At 62.7% G+C, this 20,062-nt stretch carries 17 protein-coding genes and 2 tRNA genes; 9 read left to right on the forward strand and 10 right to left on the reverse strand.

Annotation, left to right across the window (positions count from 1 at the left end):
• Nucleotides 1–8: 8 nt before the first annotated feature.
• Genes ROE7235_RS04970 through ROE7235_RS04995 form a run of 6 tightly spaced genes read right to left on the reverse strand, consistent with a single transcriptional unit; the run spans nt 9 to nt 7,966 of the window.
• Nucleotides 9–506 carry a copper chaperone PCu(A)C gene (locus ROE7235_RS04970; RefSeq protein WP_121093660.1) on the reverse strand — a complete coding sequence of 166 codons (498 nt, stop codon included), beginning with the start codon at nt 504–506 and terminating at the stop codon, nt 9–11.
• Between the two features lie 34 nt (nt 507–540).
• The gene (locus ROE7235_RS04975) at nt 541–900 is read right to left on the reverse strand and encodes a hypothetical protein (RefSeq protein ID WP_121093574.1); all 360 of its coding nucleotides are present in this window, start codon (nt 898–900) and stop codon (nt 541–543) included.
• A gap of 38 nt (nt 901–938) precedes the next feature.
• A complete protein-coding gene (locus ROE7235_RS04980) occupies nt 939–1,553 on the reverse strand; it encodes an enoyl-CoA hydratase/isomerase family protein (protein ID WP_121093575.1) in 615 nt (204 codons plus the stop codon).
• Nucleotides 1,550–2,299 carry an SDR family oxidoreductase gene (locus ROE7235_RS04985; protein WP_121093576.1) on the reverse strand — a complete coding sequence of 250 codons (750 nt, stop codon included), beginning with the start codon at nt 2,297–2,299 and terminating at the stop codon, nt 1,550–1,552. Before ROE7235_RS04985 ends, ROE7235_RS04980 begins: the two co-directional genes overlap by 4 nt.
• 10 nt (nt 2,300–2,309) lie before the next feature.
• Entirely contained in the window at nt 2,310–6,140 is a 3,831-nt protein-coding gene (locus tag ROE7235_RS04990; RefSeq protein WP_121093577.1) for a translocation/assembly module TamB domain-containing protein, read from the reverse strand.
• A complete protein-coding gene (locus ROE7235_RS04995; RefSeq protein WP_121093578.1) occupies nt 6,140–7,966 on the reverse strand; it encodes an autotransporter assembly complex protein TamA in 1,827 nt (608 codons plus the stop codon). The genes ROE7235_RS04990 and ROE7235_RS04995 overlap by 1 nt, the downstream gene beginning before the upstream one ends.
• Nucleotides 7,967–8,168: 202 nt before the next feature.
• Here ROE7235_RS04995 and ahcY point away from each other — a divergent pair, with 202 nt between their 5' ends.
• From ahcY to arsJ, 9 genes are all read left to right on the forward strand, one after another.
• Nucleotides 8,169–9,557: an adenosylhomocysteinase gene (gene ahcY / locus ROE7235_RS05000; RefSeq protein ID WP_121093579.1), complete on the forward strand. Its 1,389-nt coding sequence runs from the start codon at nt 8,169–8,171 to the stop codon at nt 9,555–9,557.
• Nucleotides 9,558–9,630: 73 nt separating this feature from the next.
• The gene (locus ROE7235_RS05005) at nt 9,631–11,778 is read left to right on the forward strand and encodes an esterase-like activity of phytase family protein (RefSeq protein WP_121093580.1); all 2,148 of its coding nucleotides are present in this window, start codon (nt 9,631–9,633) and stop codon (nt 11,776–11,778) included.
• A gap of 235 nt (nt 11,779–12,013) precedes the next feature.
• Nucleotides 12,014–12,358: a hypothetical protein gene (locus ROE7235_RS05010; RefSeq protein ID WP_121093581.1), complete on the forward strand. Its 345-nt coding sequence runs from the start codon at nt 12,014–12,016 to the stop codon at nt 12,356–12,358.
• 41 nt (nt 12,359–12,399) lie between these two features.
• Entirely contained in the window at nt 12,400–12,651 is a 252-nt protein-coding gene (locus tag ROE7235_RS05015; protein ID WP_121093582.1) for a hypothetical protein, read from the forward strand.
• Between the two features lie 51 nt (nt 12,652–12,702).
• Nucleotides 12,703–12,776 (forward strand) — tRNA-Gly (locus ROE7235_RS05020).
• Nucleotides 12,777–12,841: 65 nt separating this feature from the next.
• Entirely contained in the window at nt 12,842–13,735 is an 894-nt protein-coding gene (ppk2, locus tag ROE7235_RS05025) for a polyphosphate kinase 2 (RefSeq protein WP_121093583.1), read from the forward strand.
• Nucleotides 13,736–13,804: 69 nt separating this feature from the next.
• Entirely contained in the window at nt 13,805–14,656 is an 852-nt protein-coding gene (locus ROE7235_RS05030) for an arsenate reductase/protein-tyrosine-phosphatase family protein (RefSeq protein ID WP_121093584.1), read from the forward strand.
• Entirely contained in the window at nt 14,653–15,663 is a 1,011-nt protein-coding gene (locus tag ROE7235_RS05035) for an ArsJ-associated glyceraldehyde-3-phosphate dehydrogenase (RefSeq protein WP_121093585.1), read from the forward strand. Before ROE7235_RS05030 ends, ROE7235_RS05035 begins: the two co-directional genes overlap by 4 nt.
• A 92-nt stretch (nt 15,664–15,755) precedes the next feature.
• Entirely contained in the window at nt 15,756–17,003 is a 1,248-nt protein-coding gene (gene arsJ, locus ROE7235_RS05040) for an organoarsenical effux MFS transporter ArsJ (RefSeq protein WP_121093586.1), read from the forward strand.
• Here the strand turns inward: arsJ and ROE7235_RS05045 are convergent.
• From ROE7235_RS05045 to ROE7235_RS05060, 4 genes are all read right to left on the reverse strand, one after another.
• Nucleotides 17,000–18,361 carry an ABC1 kinase family protein gene (locus ROE7235_RS05045; RefSeq protein WP_245963878.1) on the reverse strand — a complete coding sequence of 454 codons (1,362 nt, stop codon included), beginning with the start codon at nt 18,359–18,361 and terminating at the stop codon, nt 17,000–17,002. The genes arsJ and ROE7235_RS05045 overlap by 4 nt on opposite strands.
• Before the next feature lie 120 nt (nt 18,362–18,481).
• Nucleotides 18,482–18,558 (reverse strand) — tRNA-Asp (locus ROE7235_RS05050).
• 70 nt (nt 18,559–18,628) lie between these two features.
• Nucleotides 18,629–19,357: a CDP-diacylglycerol--serine O-phosphatidyltransferase gene (gene pssA / locus ROE7235_RS05055; RefSeq protein WP_245963879.1), complete on the reverse strand. Its 729-nt coding sequence runs from the start codon at nt 19,355–19,357 to the stop codon at nt 18,629–18,631.
• A complete protein-coding gene (locus tag ROE7235_RS05060) occupies nt 19,357–20,055 on the reverse strand; it encodes a phosphatidylserine decarboxylase (RefSeq protein ID WP_121093588.1) in 699 nt (232 codons plus the stop codon). Before ROE7235_RS05060 ends, pssA begins: the two co-directional genes overlap by 1 nt.
• Nucleotides 20,056–20,062 lie beyond the last annotated feature (7 nt).

Raw genomic sequence — 20,062 nt, forward strand, 5'->3', positions numbered from 1 at the left:
TTTTTGCATCAATGCTTGTGGCCGTGGCCATCGCCATGATCCATCATTTTCATGCCGCCCATTTCGCCGGTCACGTCATTGCGCTCCAGATCGACGGGAATTACCACGTCCATCTCGCCCGCTTTCTCAAAAACCAGCGTGACCGCGACCTCGTCCCCATGGGCCAGCTTGCGGTTCAACCCCATGAACATCACATGGTGGCCGCCGCGTTCCAGCATATGCATGTCACCCGCCGGAATCTCGAAGCCTTCCTCAACCTCGACCATGCGCATCACGTCGCCATCTGCGATATGGGTGTGCAGCTCGACCCGCTGCGCCACGTCAGAGCGAGCCGACACAAGCCGGTCATCTTCCATGCCGGTGTTCTGAATGCCCATAAAGGCCGCGCCGGACTGCGCCATGGGTGATGCCACGCGCGCATAGGCGTCATTGATGGTGATGGTATCTGCCAAAGCAGGCAGGGCGAAAAGTGCAGCGGTTGCCGCCACGAATGCAAAACGTTTCATGTCATATCCTTGATTTTGCGTTGATTTTGTCAGATCAGCCAAAAACGAGGACAGGCGGCGCACGGGCATCGCGCCATGCATCGGAATTCTGGTTATAGTCAACACGCTGCGACCCGCTTGGAACAAAGCGCGCGACGGTAATGCGCTGGAACGTCGCAACCGGCAGCGCCACCGGCAAGGCTCCTGACAGGGCCATGCTGTCCGGGCACGGCACGCCCTCTGCCACGCGGTTGCCGTGCTCGTCCACCGTGATGGTGACAAGCCCGTATCCGGTGCAGATGACATATTTGTCAGCCCCCGCGCCGGTCTGGTGTGACGCGGCAAACCCCACGGACCCGACCGCCAGCACAAGGGCCAGCGCAAACGGGGTCGCAAGAGAGATCAGGTGTCGCATTACGTTCTGTTTATCGGCAAATCGCGCAGCCGCCTAGCCTATTCGGGTGCGACAAGTCGCTTGATCGCAGCCACATGCGCTTGCGTCGCGGCGCAGGAATCGGCGGTCAAGGCGCGGGCATCGTCGAGCAAGCTGTCGGGCGCCGCGATGCGGTCGACCAGCCCCCAGGCCAACGCTTCGTCGGCCTCTATCTTGGTGCCTGCCATCAGGATCATCTTTGCACGGGCAGGCCCGACCAGCGCACAAAGCCGCGCAGGGTCCGAGGGTTGCGGTAGAAAGCCAAGCTTCATCACCGGGTAGAAGAACTTTGCCCCCGGCACTGCCAGCCGAATATCGCAAGCCAGCGCCATACCGAACGCGCCGCCCGCCAATGTGCCGTTCAGCGCGGCGATGGTCAGACACGGCAAGCCCGCGATTTGGCCCGACAGCCGCTCCCACAAGGGAGAGGTCGCAAGCCCCGCGCGCGCCGCATCCAGATCGGCACCGGCGCTGAACACGCGCCCCGCGCCGGTCAGCACAAGCGCATTTGGCAAATCATCGCGCGATGTGATGGCGCACAGTTCTTCCAGCATCGCTTCGGTCAGTGAATTCGCCTTGTCGGCGCGGTCAAGGGTTATGGTCCACAGATCCGGCGTCTGCTCCAGCGCGATCATGCGCCCAGCCCCAAACGGGTGCGGACGCTTTCGTCGCGCAACGAGACCTCGCGCCCGACCCAGTCATCCGCATCGGCGGTGCACATCCACGCCAGCGCGCGTGCGGGCCATTCCGCCGGAATGTGGGCGTCCCAATCCAACCGGCTGACGGCGTTGATGCCGCTGTCGCGAATTGTGCGCTGCATGTCCGTGGCCACGGTTCCGGGCGACAGGCTCATGATGCGCAACGCGGGCGCTTCCACCGCCGCCACCCGCGTCAGCATCCACGCGGCGGCCTTGGAACTGCAATAGGCCCCCCACCCTTCGAGCGGGTTATACGCAGCGCCGGACCCGACAGTGATGATCGTGCCGCCCGGTGCCATTTCGGGCATGGCCGCGCGCAGACCGTGAAACACGCCTTTCAGGTTGATGTCGATCAGCCGTCCGAATTCGTCGGGATCGGCCTGTGCCAACGGCGCAATCGGGTCGATAACCCCCGCATTGTTGATCAAGACATCCAGCCCGCCGAACTGCGCGCGCATCTGGGCCACGGCCTGTGCCACATTGGCATAGTCGGCCATATCGCACCCGATGGCCAATGCCCCGGTTTCCTGCGCCAGCGCGTCAAGGGCGTCGGCGCTGCGCGCGATCATGCCCACTTTCGCACCGGCCTGCACAAATTCATGCACAGCGGCAGCCCCGATTCCGCGGCTCGCCCCGGTTATCAGAACCGATTTGCCGCGCAGCGATGTCAGATCAACGGGCATGGCCCCTCCATTAGTAGTCCCGCTCGAAGAACAGCCCCACAGAGGAGCGCCCGTCGTTATTGACCCGCCCGCGCGCAGTCAGCGATGGCGACAGGTCAATATTGATCGACACCTCGCTGTCGCCCTGTGGGTTCACTTCCAGATCCGTATACACGTTTTCGGTCAGATAACGCCCCATCCGGACAGACGTGTCACCATCTTCGTCGGTGCGAACATCCAGATCATCCAACCCGACATTGCGGCGCAGTTTTTCCAGAATACCTTCGGACTGGCCCGATAACGTGGCCAGCGACGAGGCAAGCTGCGCCGCCTGAAACAGGCTGAGCGTTTCAAAGCCGCGTCCGAATAGCAGCAGCGAGACGATCTCTTCCTGCGGCAGTTCGGGGCTGGATTCAAACACAAGTTCCGGCTCGTCGGCGCGACCCTGCAAGACGATACGCGCGCTGACGCCCTCGCGCTCGGTTGACGCGATCAGCCGCACGAAAGGCATGAAATCCCCTTGCAGACTGGCAAACCCTTCATTCAGCGCAAAGCGGTTCCCCAACAGATCCAGCCGCCCGCGTATCAGGTTGAACTGTCCGATGGGGATAACATCGGCCGTATTGCCGGTCAGCCGCAAGCTGCCGCCCAATTCTGCATCCAGACCGCGTCCGCGAATGAAAATGCGGTTGGGCGCGTCTATGGTCAGATCAAGGCTAGATGGGTTCCGCTCGCGCCCGAACGTCTCTCCCGCGAAGATACCGGCGCGGGCGCGGGTGGTCTGGGCATTGCCCGATTCGCCCACATGGCGGATGCCGGGCGGAATATAGGCCGCGCCGGTCAGCCCGACACGGGGAATGCGCAGTTCCATGCTGTCCAACCCCAGCCGACCGGATACGGCGGGGCCGCGTGTCAGCGGGCCGGAAATGTTCAGATCGCCCGTGATTGTCGCCTCAAAGAGTTGCGGGTCCACAACCCGCAGCGCATCCAGGCGGGCGCGCAAATTACCGTCAAATGGCGGGGCAAGCGTGATTGCGCCGTCCAGCGCAAGCGCGCCGCCCTGAGCCGATTGCCCCGACACATCAATCACCGCGCGCCCGCCCGACAGGTCGGCACGCGCCTGCACCCCGGTCAGTCGCAGCCCGCGACGCGGATCAACCACGCTCACCCCGTCCGCCGTGGCGCTGCCGGACAGGGACGCAAGCTGTAACGGACCTTGCAGCGTCAGATCGAACCGCGCAGGGCCTTGCACGGATCGCGGTTCAATGCGCGGATTGACCAGCGCAATGTCGGTGCTGCCGGACAGTTGCAGATTGGCTTGCAGGCTTTTGGACAGACTGCCGGTTGCGCGCGCATTCAACTGCGCGGGGCCTGTCACGCCAAGATTGACGGCATAGGCATCGCCCGTATCGCGCGCCTGTCCCGACAGCGTAACCGCACCCGTAATGCCGGGCGCTGCGAGCGCAAGGTCGGCAAGGCGGGCCTCTAGCGTCAGGTCGGGCCGTCCATCACGAAGCTGTCCCGAAACGCGGGCATTCAATGCCGGACCATCCAGATTCAGCTGCTCCAGCAACACCGCGTCGGGCGTGATCATGGCTTGCGCCTGAAGCACATGCCGCCACGCCAGAACACGGTCAGCGGCCTCTGCCCCGAAGGACAAATCGCGCGCATTTGCATCCAGCGTCACACGGCGCGAATCGCCATCCTCGCGAAGCGTCGCGGTTCCACTGATTGCGCCGCGAAAACCGGGGCGGACAGCGGCAAGATCCGGCACCGCGAATGTGCTCTCAAGCGCCGAGCTTCCGGGGTCGACACGGCCTTGCGCCTGCGCCCGAAGCGCCGGATTGTTCAGATCCAGATTGGCCAGATCAAACGCCGCGCCATCGCGCTGGCCGGACAGCGTCAGCCGCGTCTCGCCGCGCAGGGCGCGATCCAGATCGGCCTGACCAATCGCCATGTCGCGCCCCAAGGCGGTCAGATCGACCTGTGCCTGTTCTAGCGGGCCTGACACGGACAGGTCGGCCCGCAGGCTGCCCCCGTATTGCGCGCCAAGCACTGACAGATCGGTGACATCCAGACGCCCTGACAGGTCTACAAGCGCGGAACGGACCTGCCCGGAGATATCCGCCGTCAATGTTTGCGCCCGCGCTTGCAACTCGCGCAGGGTAATTTGCCCGTCCGCACCGCTGGCGGCCAGTGTTATGGTACTTTCACCAGCCAGCAGCGCATCCAGTTGCGCTTGGTCCAGCGCCAGGTCACGGCCTGTCAGCGTGCCGCTCAGGTCGAACTGGTCGCGCTCGGGGCCCCAAGTCCCCTCCAGCCGGGCATTCAGGCCGCCGGACAGATCCCGCCCTGCCAGACCGGAAAGCCGCGCAATATCGGTATACTCCGCTCTGATATCACCGTCGATCACGCCTTGGTCCAGCCGGGCGCGGCCTTGCAGAACGTAGTCGCGCCCTTCCAGCAGGAAACCGGGTAGCAGAAACGGCTGCCCGTCGCGCCAGATAAACGCGATAGAGGCGTTTACCGACTGGCCCAGCGCCGCGCCGATATTTGGGTCGCGCGCGGTGAGCCCCATGGTCGACACATCGACCAACGCATCAACGGTGTTGCGCGTCTCGCCAAAGGCTTCGGACGTGATCCGCCCAAGCCCGTTTACAAAGACGGACTCGACCGCGAAATCGCCATTGTCAAAGCCGGTCAGGTCCAGAACCAGATCCCAGTCATCGCTTTGCGCGGCGTCAAAGGCCAGTTTCAGATCGGCACTTTGCACACTGGTATCGGCACCCGCCAAGGGCAAAAGCACACGCCCGCCCGCAGGGTCGGCCAGCGTGCCGTTCAGGTCAATCAGCTCGGGCAGGCCCTCTGCCCCGACGCGCGCGCGCCCCTCAACCGACAGGGTTTGCGTCCGAACGCTAAGCGCATCAAGCGACACCCGGCCATCGTCAAAGCGACGAACACGGGTGGTCAAGCTGCTCTCGTCACCGAAGAACGGATGATAGGCCGCGTCGATCAGCGGTCGCAAATCGCCCGTAAGGTCCAGCGCGATGGCCTGTTGCACACCGGGTTGCGCGGTTTGCAGTTCAAATTGCCCTTGCACGCGCGGCGCTCCGTCGGTCGCAAGGTCGATTTCTGCCGCGAACGCGTCTATCGGGCCTTCGCCCTCTATGCGCAACTGCGCCGACGGACGGCCTGGAACCCCGAGCTTCGACACGGCAATGCCACCCTCGGCTTCGACCGCGTCCAGAACGAGCGACAGAATGCGCGTTTCGTTGGAAAAGGCGGCATCCAGCGTGAAGCTGCCGTCCACCGCGTCCAAGCGTTCCAGCGACAGGGTCGCTGAACCCGCGCCCGCTGCCAGATCCGCCCGGCCGCTGACACCGGCGCGGACCGCCTGGCCCAGCAATTCGGGCGCCAGTGTCACCTCGGCCAGCGCCAACTGCCCCAGCTCTACCGATACGGGCAAATCGGGCAGTTCGAACCGGCGCGCGGGCACCAGTTCCTCCGAGGGCGGCGCAACAGGGGCGCGCAACACCTCAACCAGGGTGGCAGATATTTCCGAGATTTCGATACGGCGCTGGAACAGGGCAGCGCGATTCCACTGCAAAGCCCCACCGCTGATACGCAGCCAGACGCCTTCATTGTCGGCGATCGTCATTTCGTCGAAGGTGGCGCGCGAGGACAGCGCCCCTTCGAACCCGCTGATGCGCACCGCACGCCCACGGTCGGACAGGCTGTCTTGCAAGATGCGTGTCAGGAACCCGACATCGCTTTCATCGGGGTCCGGCAATCCGGCATCCTGCGCCAGCGCAGACAGGCCAAGACCGAACACGGCAAGGGCGGCGAGGAACCATCTGCGCATTAGAATGCCTGCCCGATTCCCAGATAAAGCTGCGCGCCATTTCCGGTATTGCCGCCGATAGGAAGGCCGACATCCAGCCGCAAGGGCCCGATGACGGTGTCATAGCGCAGCCCCAGCCCTGCCCCGGCATGCCAGTCCGACATGCCCGAAAAACTACCCGCGCTGACATATCCCGCATCGGCAAAGGCCGCGAGTCCGATCTTGTCGCTCGCGCGCAAACGCAGTTCTACCGAGGTCGCGGCAAAGCCCTTCCCGCCAGAGGTCACGCCGCCCGACACCACGCCAAGGCTGCGATAGGGTTGCCCCCGCACTGTGCCGCCGCCCCCCGAATAAAACAGGAAATCACGCGGGGTATCGCCCAAAGCGGGGCCATAGACCGCGCCGATCTGCGCGCGCCCGGCCAAAACGATCCTGTCACCCAGCGGATAATAACCACGCAAATCGGCCGTGGCCCGCACCCCGGCACCCGTGCCCGACAAGCCGTAAAATGGCGTCATTGTGGCGTTGACATAAAATCCGCTCGTGGGGTTGGTTATGTCGTCGCGGCGCTCGTATGTGGCCTCTAGCGGCAGCAGGACCAACCTGTAATCACGCTGGATGGTGCGGGCGGGTCCGAAATCTGCGCGCTCTGCCAGAAACCCGATACCGCCGGAAAAGGTCAGGTTGTCACTGTAGCGGTGAACCAGTTTTGCATCGACCTGCAATCGGCGCGCGTCGAAGTCGGCTTCGGACTCGGTCTCTATGACCGCCCCCAAGGTAAAGGTTGTGTCGGGTGTGAAGGTCGCGGGGCGCGCGAATTCCAGTTCCAGACTGTAATCAAGGCCTCCGACATTTGCGCCCAGACCGTCGATCATGCCCTCTATGCGGAACCGCTCTGCCCCGCCCAACAGGTTACGGTGCAGCCAGAACCCGGTCAGCTTTGCGCCGCGTTCGGTGTCATATTCCACCCCGGCCCCAATGCGGCGCGGCGGGGCTTCGACCACCGCGGCCGATATGTCCAACGTGCCATCGGGGTTTGCCGTTTCTGCCTCGCGCAGCGCGACCGACGAAAATGTCCCCGTGCTGCGCAACCGCGTGGTCGCGCGGTCGATATCTTCGGGGTCGTACTGCTCGCCCGTGGGCAGGCCCGCAATCTCGACAATGCGGGCGGGCCGGACGGCCTGCTGCCCCTCGGGGCGCAGATTGCCGAACCGCAGGCGTGGCCCCGGATCCAGCGTGATCGCGACATCAAGTGCTTGCTCGGGGTGGCGGGCGGAAATGGCCTGCCCGGAAGGTTCTGCCTTGGCGTGGCCCTGCGCGCGCCAACGGTCCAGCGCAACCCCGGTTGCCTCGCGGATGACGGTGCTGCGGGCAGGCTGTCCGGTTGCGAAACCGGCAGGCAGGTCGGTGTCATCCGCCAATGGCGCGATCTGCGCTTGCGCGAACTGAAATGCCGGGCCGGGCACCATGCTGACAACAATTTCACCGATCCGCGTCGGCGGCTCCAGCGGCGAGATTTCTGCCGCCTCGCGCCCGTCAATGCGCACTGATATCTGAGGTGCGTAGTAGCCCGCCTCGTAGAACACACCGATAAGACGGCCGTATTCTGCCCGCGCTGTCGAGAACAGCTCCAGCGGATCGCCTACATCTTGGGCATTTGCTTGCGCCAGCAAAGAGGCTCGCTGCAACGCGCTCTCCAAACTGTCCGGCCCACCATTCAGGCGAAATTCAAACGAATCAAGCGCGCTGGCAGGCGCAGACAGGGCGCAGGAAACCGCGAAAGCCGCGCCCGCACGCAACAGAGATCGCGCGGAAATGCCAGTTTTACCAATGATAAAGACGCCCATCGCGGTGCGAAGTACCTTTCCAACTTGCGGCAAGTGTCGCAGATCAGGCTTGGTCCGACAACTCGAAACTCGGAAACCACGTCACGAACCCGTGCGTGATAGGCTGCGGCGGAAGGGCCTTGGCCGCGCTATTGTCGCGTAGGGCCCAGAGTGCTAAGTCGCGCACAAGGAAGACCTCGTTTTATTCAAGGAGCTTGGGCATATGGCGCAAGACTACATCGTTCGCGACATCGCATTGGCCGAATATGGCCGCAAGGAACTGGACATTGCCGAAACCGAAATGCCGGGCCTGATGGCATTGCGCGAAGAGTTCGGCGAAGCCAAACCGCTGACCGGCGCGCGCATCGTGGGCAGCCTGCACATGACGATCCAGACCGCCGTTCTGATCGAAACACTGACCGCGCTGGGCGCCGATGTGCGTTGGGCGTCGTGCAACATCTATTCCACGCAGGACCACGCGGCGGCGGCAATTGCCGCGGGCGGCACCCCGGTGTTCGCCATCAAGGGCCAGACGCTGGAAGAGCATTGGGATTATCTGGACAAATCCTTCATGTTCCCGGAAGGCGCGAACATGATCCTTGATGATGGTGGCGACGCCACGCTCTATGTCCTGCTGGGTGCGCGCGCCGAAGCGGGTGAAGAGATCATCCCCGTCCCGCAGTCTGAGGAAGAGGCCGTTATCAAGGCGCAGATCGCCAAGCGCATGGAACAAAGCCCCGGCTGGTTCACCAAGACGCGCGACGCGATCAAGGGTGTGTCGGAAGAAACCACCACCGGCGTGCACCGCCTGTATGACCTGCACAAGCAGGGCCAGCTTCCTTTCCCCGCGATCAACGTGAACGACTCTGTCACCAAGTCGAAATTCGACAACAAATATGGCTGTAAGGAATCGCTGGTCGACGGCATTCGCCGTGCGACCGACACCATGATGGCGGGCAAGGTCGCCGTGGTTTGCGGTTATGGCGATGTGGGCAAAGGCTCTGCCGCGTCGCTTCGTGGCGCAGGTGCCCGCGTGAAAGTGACGGAAATCGACCCCATCTGCGCGCTGCAAGCCGCGATGGACGGGTTCGAGGTGACGACGCTGGAAGACGTGGTCAAATCGGCGGACATCTTCATCACCACCACCGGCAACAAGGACGTTATCCGCATTGAGCATATGCGCGAGATGAAGGACATGGCGATCGTCGGCAATATCGGCCATTTCGACAATGAAATTCAGGTCGCCGCCCTGAAAAACCACAAATGGACCAACATCAAGGACCAGGTGGACATGATCGAAATGCCATCGGGCAACCGCATGATCTTGCTGTCCCAAGGCCGCCTGCTGAACCTTGGCAACGCCACCGGCCATCCGTCCTTCGTGATGTCGGCATCCTTCACCAACCAGGTTCTGGCGCAGATCGAATTGTGGACCAAGGGCGAGGAATATCAGCCCGGCGTCTACCTGCTGCCCAAGCATCTGGACGAAAAGGTCGCGCGCCTGCATCTGGAACGCATTGGCGTGAAGCTGACAGAACTTGCGCCCGAACAGGCTGACTATATCGGCGTGACCGTCGAAGGCCCGTTCAAGCCGGAACACTACCGCTACTAAAACGCACGTCACAAGCGCGTTACATCGAGTCACTACCCAAGCCTCCATCACCAACCTGATGGAGGCTTTCTTAATGCGTGTATCCTTCCTAGCACTTCTTGCCACAGGGGCGCTCGCCGCCCCCGCAATGGCAGAAATGAACTTCAACCGTATAGCGTCTTTCCCGGTCGCGCTGAACAACCCTGATGCCGAAGAAACCTCGGCAGAGATCATCGCCGCCACCGGCGACGGCATGACGCTGGTCTATTCCGACAGCCCTGCAGGCGTGATCGGGTTCATCGACATCACCGACCCCGCGAACCCGCAAGCGGCTGGCACTTTCGTGCTGCCGAATGGCGAACCGACCGCCGTGTCCGCCTTGGGCCAGACCGTGTTCGTTGCCGAGAACACCGCAGCCAGCTACACCGACACGTCGGGCGTACTGCATGCCGTTGATGCTGCCTCGCGCGACGTGATCGCGTCTTGCGATCTGGGCGGCCAGCCTGACAGCACCGCCGTTGCCCCCGATGGCAGCTTCATCACCGTTGCCATTGAAAACGAACGCGACGAAGACCTTGGCGATGGCCGCGTGCCGCAGATGCCCGCCGGTTATCTGGTCATCCAGCCCTTGGGCGACGGTGGCAGCATGGAGTGCGACGCGCAAATCCGCGTGGACCTGACCGGTCTGGCTGATGTGGCCGGCGAAGACCCCGAGCCCGAATTCGTGGATGTGAACGCAAATGGCGACATCGTCGTCACGCTTCAGGAAAACAACCACATGGTAGTCGTCTCCGCCGCTGGCGAGGTGCTGAGCCATTTCTCGGCCGGTGCGGTTGATCTGGACAACATCGACACCACCGAGGAAGGCGCGCTTCTGTTCACCGAAAGCCTGTCCGATGTTCCGCGCGAACCAGACGCCGTGCAATGGATCGACACCGACCACATGGTCATCGCCAATGAAGGCGACATGGATGGTGGCAGCCGTGGGTTTACCGTGTTCCACCGCGACGGCACCGAAGTTTTCGAAGCTGGCACGTCGTTTGAACATGCGATTGTCGAAATCGGCCACTATCCGGAAGAGCGGTCCGGCAACAAGGGTGTTGAACCCGAAGGCATGGAATTCGCCACCATCAACGGCACACCCATGATGTTCTTGCTGGCCGAACGCTCCTCGGTCGTTGGTGTGTATGACATGACCAACCCCGCCGCGCCGGCCTTGGCGCAACTGCTGCCCTCGGGCACGGCCCCGGAAGGCGCTATCGCGATCCCCGACCGCAACCTTCTGGTTGTCGCCAACGAATATGACGGCCGCGAAGATGGTGCAGCCCCGTCGCATGTCATGCTGTTCGAATATCAGGACGCACCGGCTGTCTACCCGCATCTGACCAGCGCAGGCACGGATGAGCTGATCGGCTGGGGCGCGATTTCCGGTCAGGTCATGGCCGAAGATGGCACCATCTTTGCTGTCAATGACAGCTTCTACGGCATGCAGCCGACCATCTTCCACATCGACCCAAGCCAGACGCCCGCGCGCATTGTCGACGCGATCCGCGTCACGCGCGAAGGTGCGCCTGCGCAGTTGATGGACATGGAAGGCATCACGCTGGACGGCAATGGCGGTTTCTGGGTGGCATCTGAAGGGCGGTCGGACCGCCTTGTGCCGCACGCGATCTACCATATCGGGGCCGATGGCGCGATCGAGGACTACATCGCTCTGCCCGACGCATTGCTGGCGGTCGAGCGCCGGTTCGGGTTCGAAGGTATCACCCGCGTGGATGACATGCTCTATATCGCCGTGCAGCGCGAATGGCGGGACGATCCGGCCAACCACGCCAAGGTTCTGGGCTACAATCTGGACACAGAGGAATGGTCGTTCGCCCATTACCCGCTGACCGAACCGGCCACCGGCTGGGTCGGCCTGTCGGAAATCGTGGCGCATGACGGGTTCCTGTATTTCGTGGAACGCGACAACCAGCACGCAACCGCCGCGGTGACCAAGCAGATCACCCGTGTTGCACTGGACAGCGTGGAGATGGTCGCACTGGACGAAACCCCAAATGTTCTGGAAAAGGAACTGGTGGTCGATCTGCTGCCCGTGCTGACCTCGACCGGCGGATATGTGCTGGACAAGGTCGAAGGGCTAGCCATCGCGGCGGACGGCACGATGTGGGTTTCGACCGACAATGACGGTGTCGATGACCACTCGGGCGAAACCATGTTCTTCAGCATCGCGCCGATGTAATCGCAACAGTCTGATCCAAATATCAGGGCGGTCCCTTCCGGGCCGCCCTTTTTTATTGCTGCACGGACCGGGATATCTAGGGTTGCAACCGCAAACAAAGACCATCTGACGCCGTGGAATGGCGCAATAGTCGACCGCCATCAACGATTGGACCGTGTGAAATGAAAACCCTGATTCTCACATCCGGCGGGGTTCTGCTGGCGCTGCTGACCGCGCTTGGTTTTGCAGCTTGCTGATGTCACGACACGCGCTGCGCGCGGGTAGGGCTGGCATCTCTCACAGCCTGACAGGACTGTCCCTTGCGCAGATCGGCCTTGCAGCGGTTGCGCTTACAGTCACATATCTTGGCAGCCCTACAGGCGACCTTGGCTGTTGGATTGGCTTTGCGGGTTATGCCCTTTGCGCCATCACAGCAATTGCCATGCTGTTGCTGCTGCTCTGGGGTCTGCTGCCGTCGAACGCGCGGCACGCATTGTCACGCAGGGATCTAGTTGCATTGGTTGGGCTAAGCGCAATGCTGACCGTGGTCGCTTTCGTAATCCATGCAAGGTCCGTGGCATTTTGCATCGGGTCGGTTTAGCATACCGACCTGTTTTTCGCGCACACAATAGCCTAGGGCCAATGACCGCTCCCCATCCCAGCTCGATCGTCATCGTCGGTATAGCCGTCTTCCTTCTGGGGTTCCTGTATGATGCCCGGTTTGCAGGCCTTCCTTACCAAGATCCGACCCCCGAAATGCAGGCAAACTGGCTGTTTCACGGCACAGTCGCCGGGCGGATCATGTTGTCCGGCGCGGTGTTATTCTTGGCCGGGTGCGTCTGGGGTGGGCTTGGTTGGGCGTGGGCACGCGCCAAGCGACGGCGCCGCGATTGAGCTTTGGCCCGCTTGACCATACGCGCCCCTTGCGCTAACCACACACGCGAAGCGGGCGTTGTGTAATGGTAAGACCTCAGCCTTCCAAGCTGATGATACGGGTTCGATTCCCGTCGCCCGCTCCACCCCCCCTTGCCAATCGCGCCCGTTCGGCATTTGCTGGTGTCCTAACGAGTGAAAGGCGCGCCCCATGTCCGATATTCCCATGCCATTGGCCGGTCGGGTCACAGAGTTTCTGGAGGAATCTGCCCCAAAGGCCCTGCGCGAAACGGTCGAGGATGCGCGCAAACGCGACACGCTGGCGGGCGATTTCCCGTATCCGCGCTGGATGGATAAAGACGACTACAAGGACGCGCTGAAACCCCTGCAACTGGAACTGATGAAGCTGCAACACTGGCTAACCACCAGCGGCGCGCGCGTGGTGGTGGTGTTCGAGGGGCGCGATACTGCTGGCAAAGGCGGCGCGATCAACCGCATCGCAGATGTGATGAGCCACCGCATCCTGAAGGTCCAAGCCCTGCCGAAACCCACCGACCGAGAGGCCCGCGAATGGTATTTCCAGCGCTATGTCACCCGCCTGCCTGCGGGCGGGGAAATGGTGCTGTTCGACCGTAGCTGGTATAACCGCGCCATCGTCGAAGACGTGTTCGGCTTTTGCACCCCTGCCCAGCGCGCCGCGTTTTTCGACCAGTTACCAGCGTTCGAGAACTTGCTCGTGCAGGATGGCATCCACTTCATCAAGATCTGGCTGAATGTCAGCCGCGCCGAGCAATTGCGCCGCCTGCTGGCGCGCGAGGGCGACCCGATGAAACACTGGAAGCTGTCGGGCATAGACGTGAAGGGTTTGGGCAAATGGGACAGCTACACCCATGCCATTGCCGAAACATTCGAGCGTAGCCATACCGCTGCGGCCCCTTGGACGGTCATCCGCTCAGAGGATAAATACCGCGCCCGCCTGGCAGTGCTGCAACATATCCTTGGGCAAATCCCGTATGAGGGCAAATCCAGCATAGACCCGCCCGACCCCGCAATCTGCGGCACGCCGGCGCTGTGGCAGCCCGAATTGTGGGATGACGGCACCTGAACCTCCGGCTTCGCGGCTGTCATCAAAACTTCATTCGACTTGCGTTGTTATTTCCCTTATTCATGAAGTATGGAAAATAATCGCGCCATCCAGTCTTTCGCAACACTCGGCCAAACCGGCCGTCTGGCGGTTTTTCGCCTGCTTATGCGCTTTGCCCCGCAGGGCGTGCGCCCGACAGAAATGGCGCAATCACTGGGCCTGAAACCCAACACCCTGTCGCATTACCTGTCCGACCTTACCGCCTGCGGTCTGGTCACCCAGCGGCGCGAGGGGCGGTCGCTTTACTATGCGGTCGACCTGTCGCGCGCCCATGCCCTGATCTCATATCTTGCGCTGGATCTGGGCCGCGCCCGCCCCGACCTGCTTCCAGATAGTCTGACCCTGCCTGAAAGGACCAAAACCATGTCCGATACCGCGTTCAACGTGCTGTTCATCTGCTCGGGCAATTCCGCCCGCTCCATCTTTGCCGAGGCGCTGATGCGCGATCTCGGAAATGGCAAGTTCACGGCCTATTCCGCCGGGATGCACCCGAATTCTCAGCTCAACCCCTTCGCGCTCGAAGTGCTGGCGCGCAACAACCACCCAACCGAGGCGATGCGCTCCAAGGGTATCTCCGAATTTCAGACGCCCGACGCCCCGGTGATGGATTTCGTCTTTACCGTCTGCGACACCTCTGCGGCGGAAGAATGCCCGCCCTGGCCCGGCCAGCCGATTACCGGCCATTGGGGGTTGCCCGACCCGGTCAAGGCCACCGGCACCGACGCCGAACGTGCGCTGGTCTTTGCCCAGACCTATGGCGCGCTGCGCCGCCGTATAGAGGCGTTTGTTGCCTTGCCGGTCGAAAGCCTGTCGCGCCTGTCGCTGCAAGCACGGGTCGATGCCATCGGAACAGATGCCGACCTGAAGGACAAAGCCCAATGACACGAATCGCTCTGAACGGCCTTGGCCGGATCGGAAAACTTGCCCTGCGCGACCTGATCGACACCGGCGCGGGCGGCGAGATCGTTTTGGTGAACGATCCCGTGGGTGATGCAGAACAGCATGCGCTATTGATGGAGTTCGACTCTGTGCACGGGCGTTGGCCGACGCCGGTATCGCATGGGCCGGACAGCCTGACCTTCGGGGATCAGGCGATCCGGCTTACGCATGAAAAGACACTCGACGCCCTGCCGCTCGCGGAACTGGGTGTTGACCTGGTGATCGACTGCACCGGCGTATTCAAGACAGAGGCGAAACTCGCCCCCTATTTCGCGGCAGGCGTGAAAAAGGTCGTGGTCAGCGCCCCCGTCAAGGATGGCGGCGCCCTCAACCTGGTCTATGGCGTGAACCATCACCTTTATGATGCGGCAGAGCATCGCATCATCACGGCGGCAAGCTGCACGACCAACTGCCTTGCCCCGGTGGTCAAGGTTATCCACGAAAACCTTGGCATCCGTCACGGGTCGATCACCACCATCCATGATGTGACCAATACGCAAACCATTGTCGACCGACCCGACAAAGATATGCGGCGCGCGCGCTCGGCCATGACCAATCTCATCCCCACCACAACGGGCAGCGCCACGGCGATCACGCTCATATACCCCGAACTTGAAGGGCGGTTGAACGGCCATGCCGTGCGCGTGCCGCTGCTGAACGCGTCGCTGACCGATTGCGTGTTTGAAGTGGAACGCTCCACAACCGTCACAGAGGTCAATGCGCTGCTGAAAGCCGCCGCCGACGGCGCGCTGCACGGTATCCTCGGCTACGAGGACCGGCCGCTGGTATCGTCCGACTACCTCAACGATCCGCGCTCTTCCATCATCGACGCGCTCTCGACCATGGTCATCAACGGCACGCAGGTCAAACTCTACGCATGGTATGACAATGAATGGGGCTATGCCTGCCGCCTGAGCGACATCACCCGGATGGTGGCCCAAAGCCTCTGACCCGTTCATCCTTGCAAAAATATCCTGGGGGAGTCGCGCGGCACGCGCGACGGGGGCAAAGCCCCCGGCTCCGCCTGCCATAAGGTGCCGACATGACCCGAACTGCGAACCCATTGCGCGCCTATGCCGCTGTTACGGCGGCCTATTGGGCTTTCATGCTCTCGGACGGGGCGTTGCGGATGCTGGTGCTGTTGCATTTCAACAGCTTGGGCTTCTCGCCCGTGCAGCTTGCATGGCTGTTTCTGCTGTATGAAGTCGCGGGGATCGTCACCAATCTGGCCGCTGGCTGGCTGGCCGCGCGCTTCGGGCTGGCCGCCACGCTCTATGCGGGCCTTGGGCTGCAAATCGTAGCGCTGGCGGCGCTGGCGCAGCTTGATCCGAACTGGACGATCGCCCTTTCGGTTCTGTTCGTCATGCTCGTGCAGGGCGCGTCGGGCGTCGCCAAGGACCTGTCGAAGATGTCGTCCAAATCGGCGGTCAAACTGCTGGCACCGTCCGAAAACAACGGGTTGTTTCGCTGGGTCGCGGCGCTGACCGGGTCCAAGAACGCGGTCAAGGGCTTGGGCTTTTTCCTTGGCGCGGCGCTTCTGGCGCTGTCGGGGTTCCAGACAGCGGTCTGGTCCATGGCGGCCGTGCTTGCCGTCATCCTGATCGCCATCATCCTGTTTTTGCCCGCGGGCCTGCCGGGGCGGATGAAATCCGCCGAAGGCTGGGGCGGCTGGCGATCCTCGGACCCGCGCGTCAACAAGCTGTCGCTGGCGCGGATGTTCCTGTTCGGCGCACGCGATGTGTGGTTTGTCGTCGGCATCCCGATCTATTTTCAGGCCGTGCTGTCGGACGGCACGGCGGAAGGACGGCGCGAGGCGTTCTTTCTGGTCGGCGGCTTCATGGCGCTCTGGATCATCGGTTACGGCGCGGTGCAGGCGTTTGCCCCGCGCCTGCTGGGCGGTCCTGCCCAGTCGGAACAGGCCATCACCGCCAAGGCGATCTTCTGGGCCGGGCTGCTGGTGCCCATCCCGTTCCTGCTGGCGCTTGCCGTGGTTCTGGCTGGCGGTCCCGCGCCGTGGCTGACGGCGACGCTGGTGGCCGGACTGCTGCTATTCGGATTCATCTTTGCGGTGAATTCCTCGGTGCACTCTTACCTGATCCTCGCCTTTGGCGCGGCCGAACGGATCACCCGCGATGTCGGGTTCTACTATATGGCCAATGCCAGCGGGCGGCTTGTGGGCACGTTTCTGTCCGGGGCAAGCTATCAGCTGGGCGGGCTGGCCCTATGTCTGGCCACTGCCGGGATCATGGCGCTGGCAAGCTGGGTCGCCGCGCGGCGTCTGGCGTCCTAAGCGTAGGGTTCGACCAATGGGCGCAGGGCCACTCGCGCGCGCAGGCGTTGACCCAGCAGATACATGCCCGCGATCTTGCGGTGCAAGAACAACATCTCTGCGGGCGGAACATGCCAGAAATCCCGCGTCTGCCCCAGTTCCTGCCCGTCGCGCAAGACATCTTCGACCAATGTTGCGTTGCCGAAGTCATAGGGCGCTTCTTGTCGCAAGGGCGCGCTTGCGCGCAGCGCCAAATCAAGGATCAGGTCACGCCGCGCGGCTGGCACGTCGCCGCGGAAATAGCCGATCCGCGCCATTTGCTGGGCCATTGCATCACGGTCCGACGCCAGAATGGCCCGTAGCAAAGCACGGTAAGCGCTGGCATCCTCTGGCGCGATGTCGCGCGTTGCGCCAAAATCCAGCAGGACGATCCGGCCATCGGGCGACAGGCGGTAATTGGCGAAATTCGGGTCCGTCTGCATCTGGCCCAACTTGAACAACTCGCGCAGCGTGAGCGACACAAGCTGCACCATCGCGGCATCGCGGGTCGCCTGGGGGTGATCGGCCAAGGCGTCGATGGGCTGGCTGTCGATATACTCCATCGCCAGAACCTGCGGTACGGTCAGATCGTCAGCCACGGCAGGAATTATGAAGCCATCTCCCAGTGCGGCGCGGAACCGGCCCAATGCGCGGGCTTCGCGCGCATAATCGGCCTCGTCATGCAGTTGCGCGCGCGCCGCTTGCAAGAACGGCGCGATATCCAGATCGCGCGGCAAGACACCCGGCAATCGCAGAACACGGCCCAGCGTAGCAATGTCGCTGTCGATGCTGCGCGCGATTCCCGGGAATTGCACCTTGATCGCCAGATCGCGCCCGTCGCGGGTGATAGCCCTGTGCACCTGCCCGATAGAGGCAGCGGCGATGGGGCGCACATCGAACCGGCGGAACCGTGCGAACCAATCCGGGCCCCATGCCTGCGCCAGAACCTGCTTGAGCTGCGCGGGCGGCATGGGCGGCGCATTGGCCTGCAACTGCGCCAAAGGCGCGCTGAATTCCGGCGGCAGGGCAAGGCCGCTATCCATGGACAGCATCTGCCCCAGCTTCATCGCGGCCCCGCGCAGGTTGGACAGCCCGCCCGCCACACGCAATGCATTGGCCGGCGTGAGCGCCGCGCGCCCCAGATCGGCTCCCTGCCCGCGCATGACCTGCCCGGCCAAAGCGCCAAGCGTCGCGCCCGCCAAACCACCCGCCATGCCGCCCACACGCAGGCTGCGCGCAAAAGCAGAAGACGGAACTGGGCGGGCGCGGTCTGTCATGGCGGTCAAGATGGTGCATGCCTGCCCAATGTCGAGCAGTCCCGCGCAAATTGCGCTGCGCAAGTCTATCCTTTTCAGGGGGCTTTGCCCCCGCGCGCAAAGGCGCGCTCCCCCAGGATATTTGCGCAAGGATGAATTGGCATGAAAAAACCCCCGGCCCAAGGGGCGAGGGGGTTTTGAAAGTGGCGCGGTTGACGGGGCTCGAACCCGCGACCCCCGGCGTGACAGGCCGGTACTCTAACCAACTGAGCTACAACCGCGCGATAGGGGGCAATTACGCAATGGCGCGGGCGGCGTCAAGCGCAAAGCCGTGGGTTTTTTGCTGGAATGTCATGTTTTGCGGGTCATCGCACGGCGCAGGCTGAGCGTGGCCAACACCGCCAAATAGACAAGGTCTGCGACCACCAAGGTCGCCCATGTGCGCAGAAACAGCAGACCAACAAAGGCACTTGCGCCCACCAACACCCAAATGGCGTGACGGCGCGCGATGCGGATCGCCTTTAGCGACGGGGTGGGCAAGCGCGACACCATCAGCAGGCCCACAGCCCCAAGATAAAGCGCAACCGGCACAGGGATGCTTGCCGGGTCCAGCACGTTTGCCAACCCCAGATACACTGGCAACAGCCCCAGCATGGCGCCCGCTGGCGCCGGCACTCCAATGAAGTGCCGGATCATGCCGCCATCGGGCTTGCTGCGCGACAGGTTGAACCGCGCAAGCCGCAAACAGGCGCAGACCGCGAATGTCAGCACAAACACCCAGCCGAAGCCCGCCGCCATGCCATTGAGCGCATAACCGTAGACCAGAATACCGGGCGCCACCCCGAAACTGACGAAATCGGCAAAGCTGTCGAGCTCGGCCCCGAAGCTGCTGGCCGCGTTCAGTTTGCGGGCCAAAAGCCCGTCCAACCCGTCCAGAATGGCGGCAACGATTATCAGCGCTGCCGCCAATTCGTACCGTTCGGCGAAAGTGTAGCGAATCGCGCTCAGCCCCGCGCACATCCCCAGTATCGTGACGACATTCGGGACAAGTTGCACAAGCGAGAGACTGTCGCGTTGCATCAGCGCACGCCTGCGATGCGGCGCGGCTCGGTGCTGGTCAGGTCCGCGATCACGGTTTCAGCCGAAATCATGGTCTGGCCAAGCGCCACCAGCGGCTCCACCCCGTCGGGCAGATAAACATCTACGCGCGATCCAAAGCGAATCATGCCGAACCGCTCTCCGGTTTCCATGTCTTGGCCCTCCTGCACTTCGCACAGAATGCGGCGCGCCACGAGGCCAGCGATCTGCACCACACCAACCTGGCGGCCATCGGCCAGTTCCACGGCCAGCCCGTTGCGCTCATTGTCGACGGATGCCTTGTCCAAAGACGCGTTCAGGAATTTGCCGGGACGATATGCGATCTTGGTGATTCGCCCGGCAACCGGCACGCGGTTCACATGGCAGTTGAACACGTTCATGAAGACCGAAACGCGGGTCAACGGCTGGTCGCCCATCTCCAGCTCTGCCGGGGGAACGGCGGGTTCGATCAGCGAGATCACACCGTCGGCGGGGCTGACAAGCAGCCCTTCGCGCAATGGTGTCTGGCGATCAGGATCGCGAAAGAAGTAGTAGCACCAGACCGTCAGGCCCAAGCCAATCCAGCCCAAAGGCTCCCACAGCAGGAACAGGGCCACCGTGACGACACCGAAAATGGCAAGGAACTTGTGTCCCTCGCGGTGGATGGGTTTGACGATTGTCGAAAGCATATCGGCGGCCATGGTCTGC

Origin of the sequence: Roseinatronobacter ekhonensis (assembly GCF_900499075.1) — a bacterium.
GTDB classification, from domain to species: Bacteria; Pseudomonadota; Alphaproteobacteria; order Rhodobacterales; family Rhodobacteraceae; genus Roseinatronobacter; species Roseinatronobacter ekhonensis.

Coding starts and splice junctions, on each gene's coding strand:
- ROE7235_RS04970 (WP_121093660.1), bottom strand. CDS start 506: ATGAAACGTTTTGCATTCGTGGCGGCAACCGCTGCACTTTTCGCCCTG.
- ROE7235_RS04975 (WP_121093574.1), bottom strand. CDS start 900: ATGCGACACCTGATCTCTCTTGCGACCCCGTTTGCGCTGGCCCTTGTG.
- ROE7235_RS04980 (WP_121093575.1), bottom strand. CDS start 1,553: ATGATCGCGCTGGAGCAGACGCCGGATCTGTGGACCATAACCCTTGAC.
- ROE7235_RS04985 (WP_121093576.1), bottom strand. CDS start 2,299: ATGCCCGTTGATCTGACATCGCTGCGCGGCAAATCGGTTCTGATAACC.
- ROE7235_RS04990 (WP_121093577.1), bottom strand. CDS start 6,140: ATGCGCAGATGGTTCCTCGCCGCCCTTGCCGTGTTCGGTCTTGGCCTG.
- ROE7235_RS04995 (WP_121093578.1), bottom strand. CDS start 7,966: ATGGGCGTCTTTATCATTGGTAAAACTGGCATTTCCGCGCGATCTCTG.
- ahcY (WP_121093579.1), top strand. CDS start 8,169: ATGGCGCAAGACTACATCGTTCGCGACATCGCATTGGCCGAATATGGC.
- ROE7235_RS05005 (WP_121093580.1), top strand. CDS start 9,631: ATGCGTGTATCCTTCCTAGCACTTCTTGCCACAGGGGCGCTCGCCGCC.
- ROE7235_RS05010 (WP_121093581.1), top strand. CDS start 12,014: ATGTCACGACACGCGCTGCGCGCGGGTAGGGCTGGCATCTCTCACAGC.
- ROE7235_RS05015 (WP_121093582.1), top strand. CDS start 12,400: ATGACCGCTCCCCATCCCAGCTCGATCGTCATCGTCGGTATAGCCGTC.
- ppk2 (WP_121093583.1), top strand. CDS start 12,842: ATGTCCGATATTCCCATGCCATTGGCCGGTCGGGTCACAGAGTTTCTG.
- ROE7235_RS05030 (WP_121093584.1), top strand. CDS start 13,805: ATGGAAAATAATCGCGCCATCCAGTCTTTCGCAACACTCGGCCAAACC.
- ROE7235_RS05035 (WP_121093585.1), top strand. CDS start 14,653: ATGACACGAATCGCTCTGAACGGCCTTGGCCGGATCGGAAAACTTGCC.
- arsJ (WP_121093586.1), top strand. CDS start 15,756: ATGACCCGAACTGCGAACCCATTGCGCGCCTATGCCGCTGTTACGGCG.
- pssA (WP_245963879.1), bottom strand. CDS start 19,357: ATGCAACGCGACAGTCTCTCGCTTGTGCAACTTGTCCCGAATGTCGTC.
- ROE7235_RS05060 (WP_121093588.1), bottom strand. CDS start 20,055: ATGGCCGCCGATATGCTTTCGACAATCGTCAAACCCATCCACCGCGAG.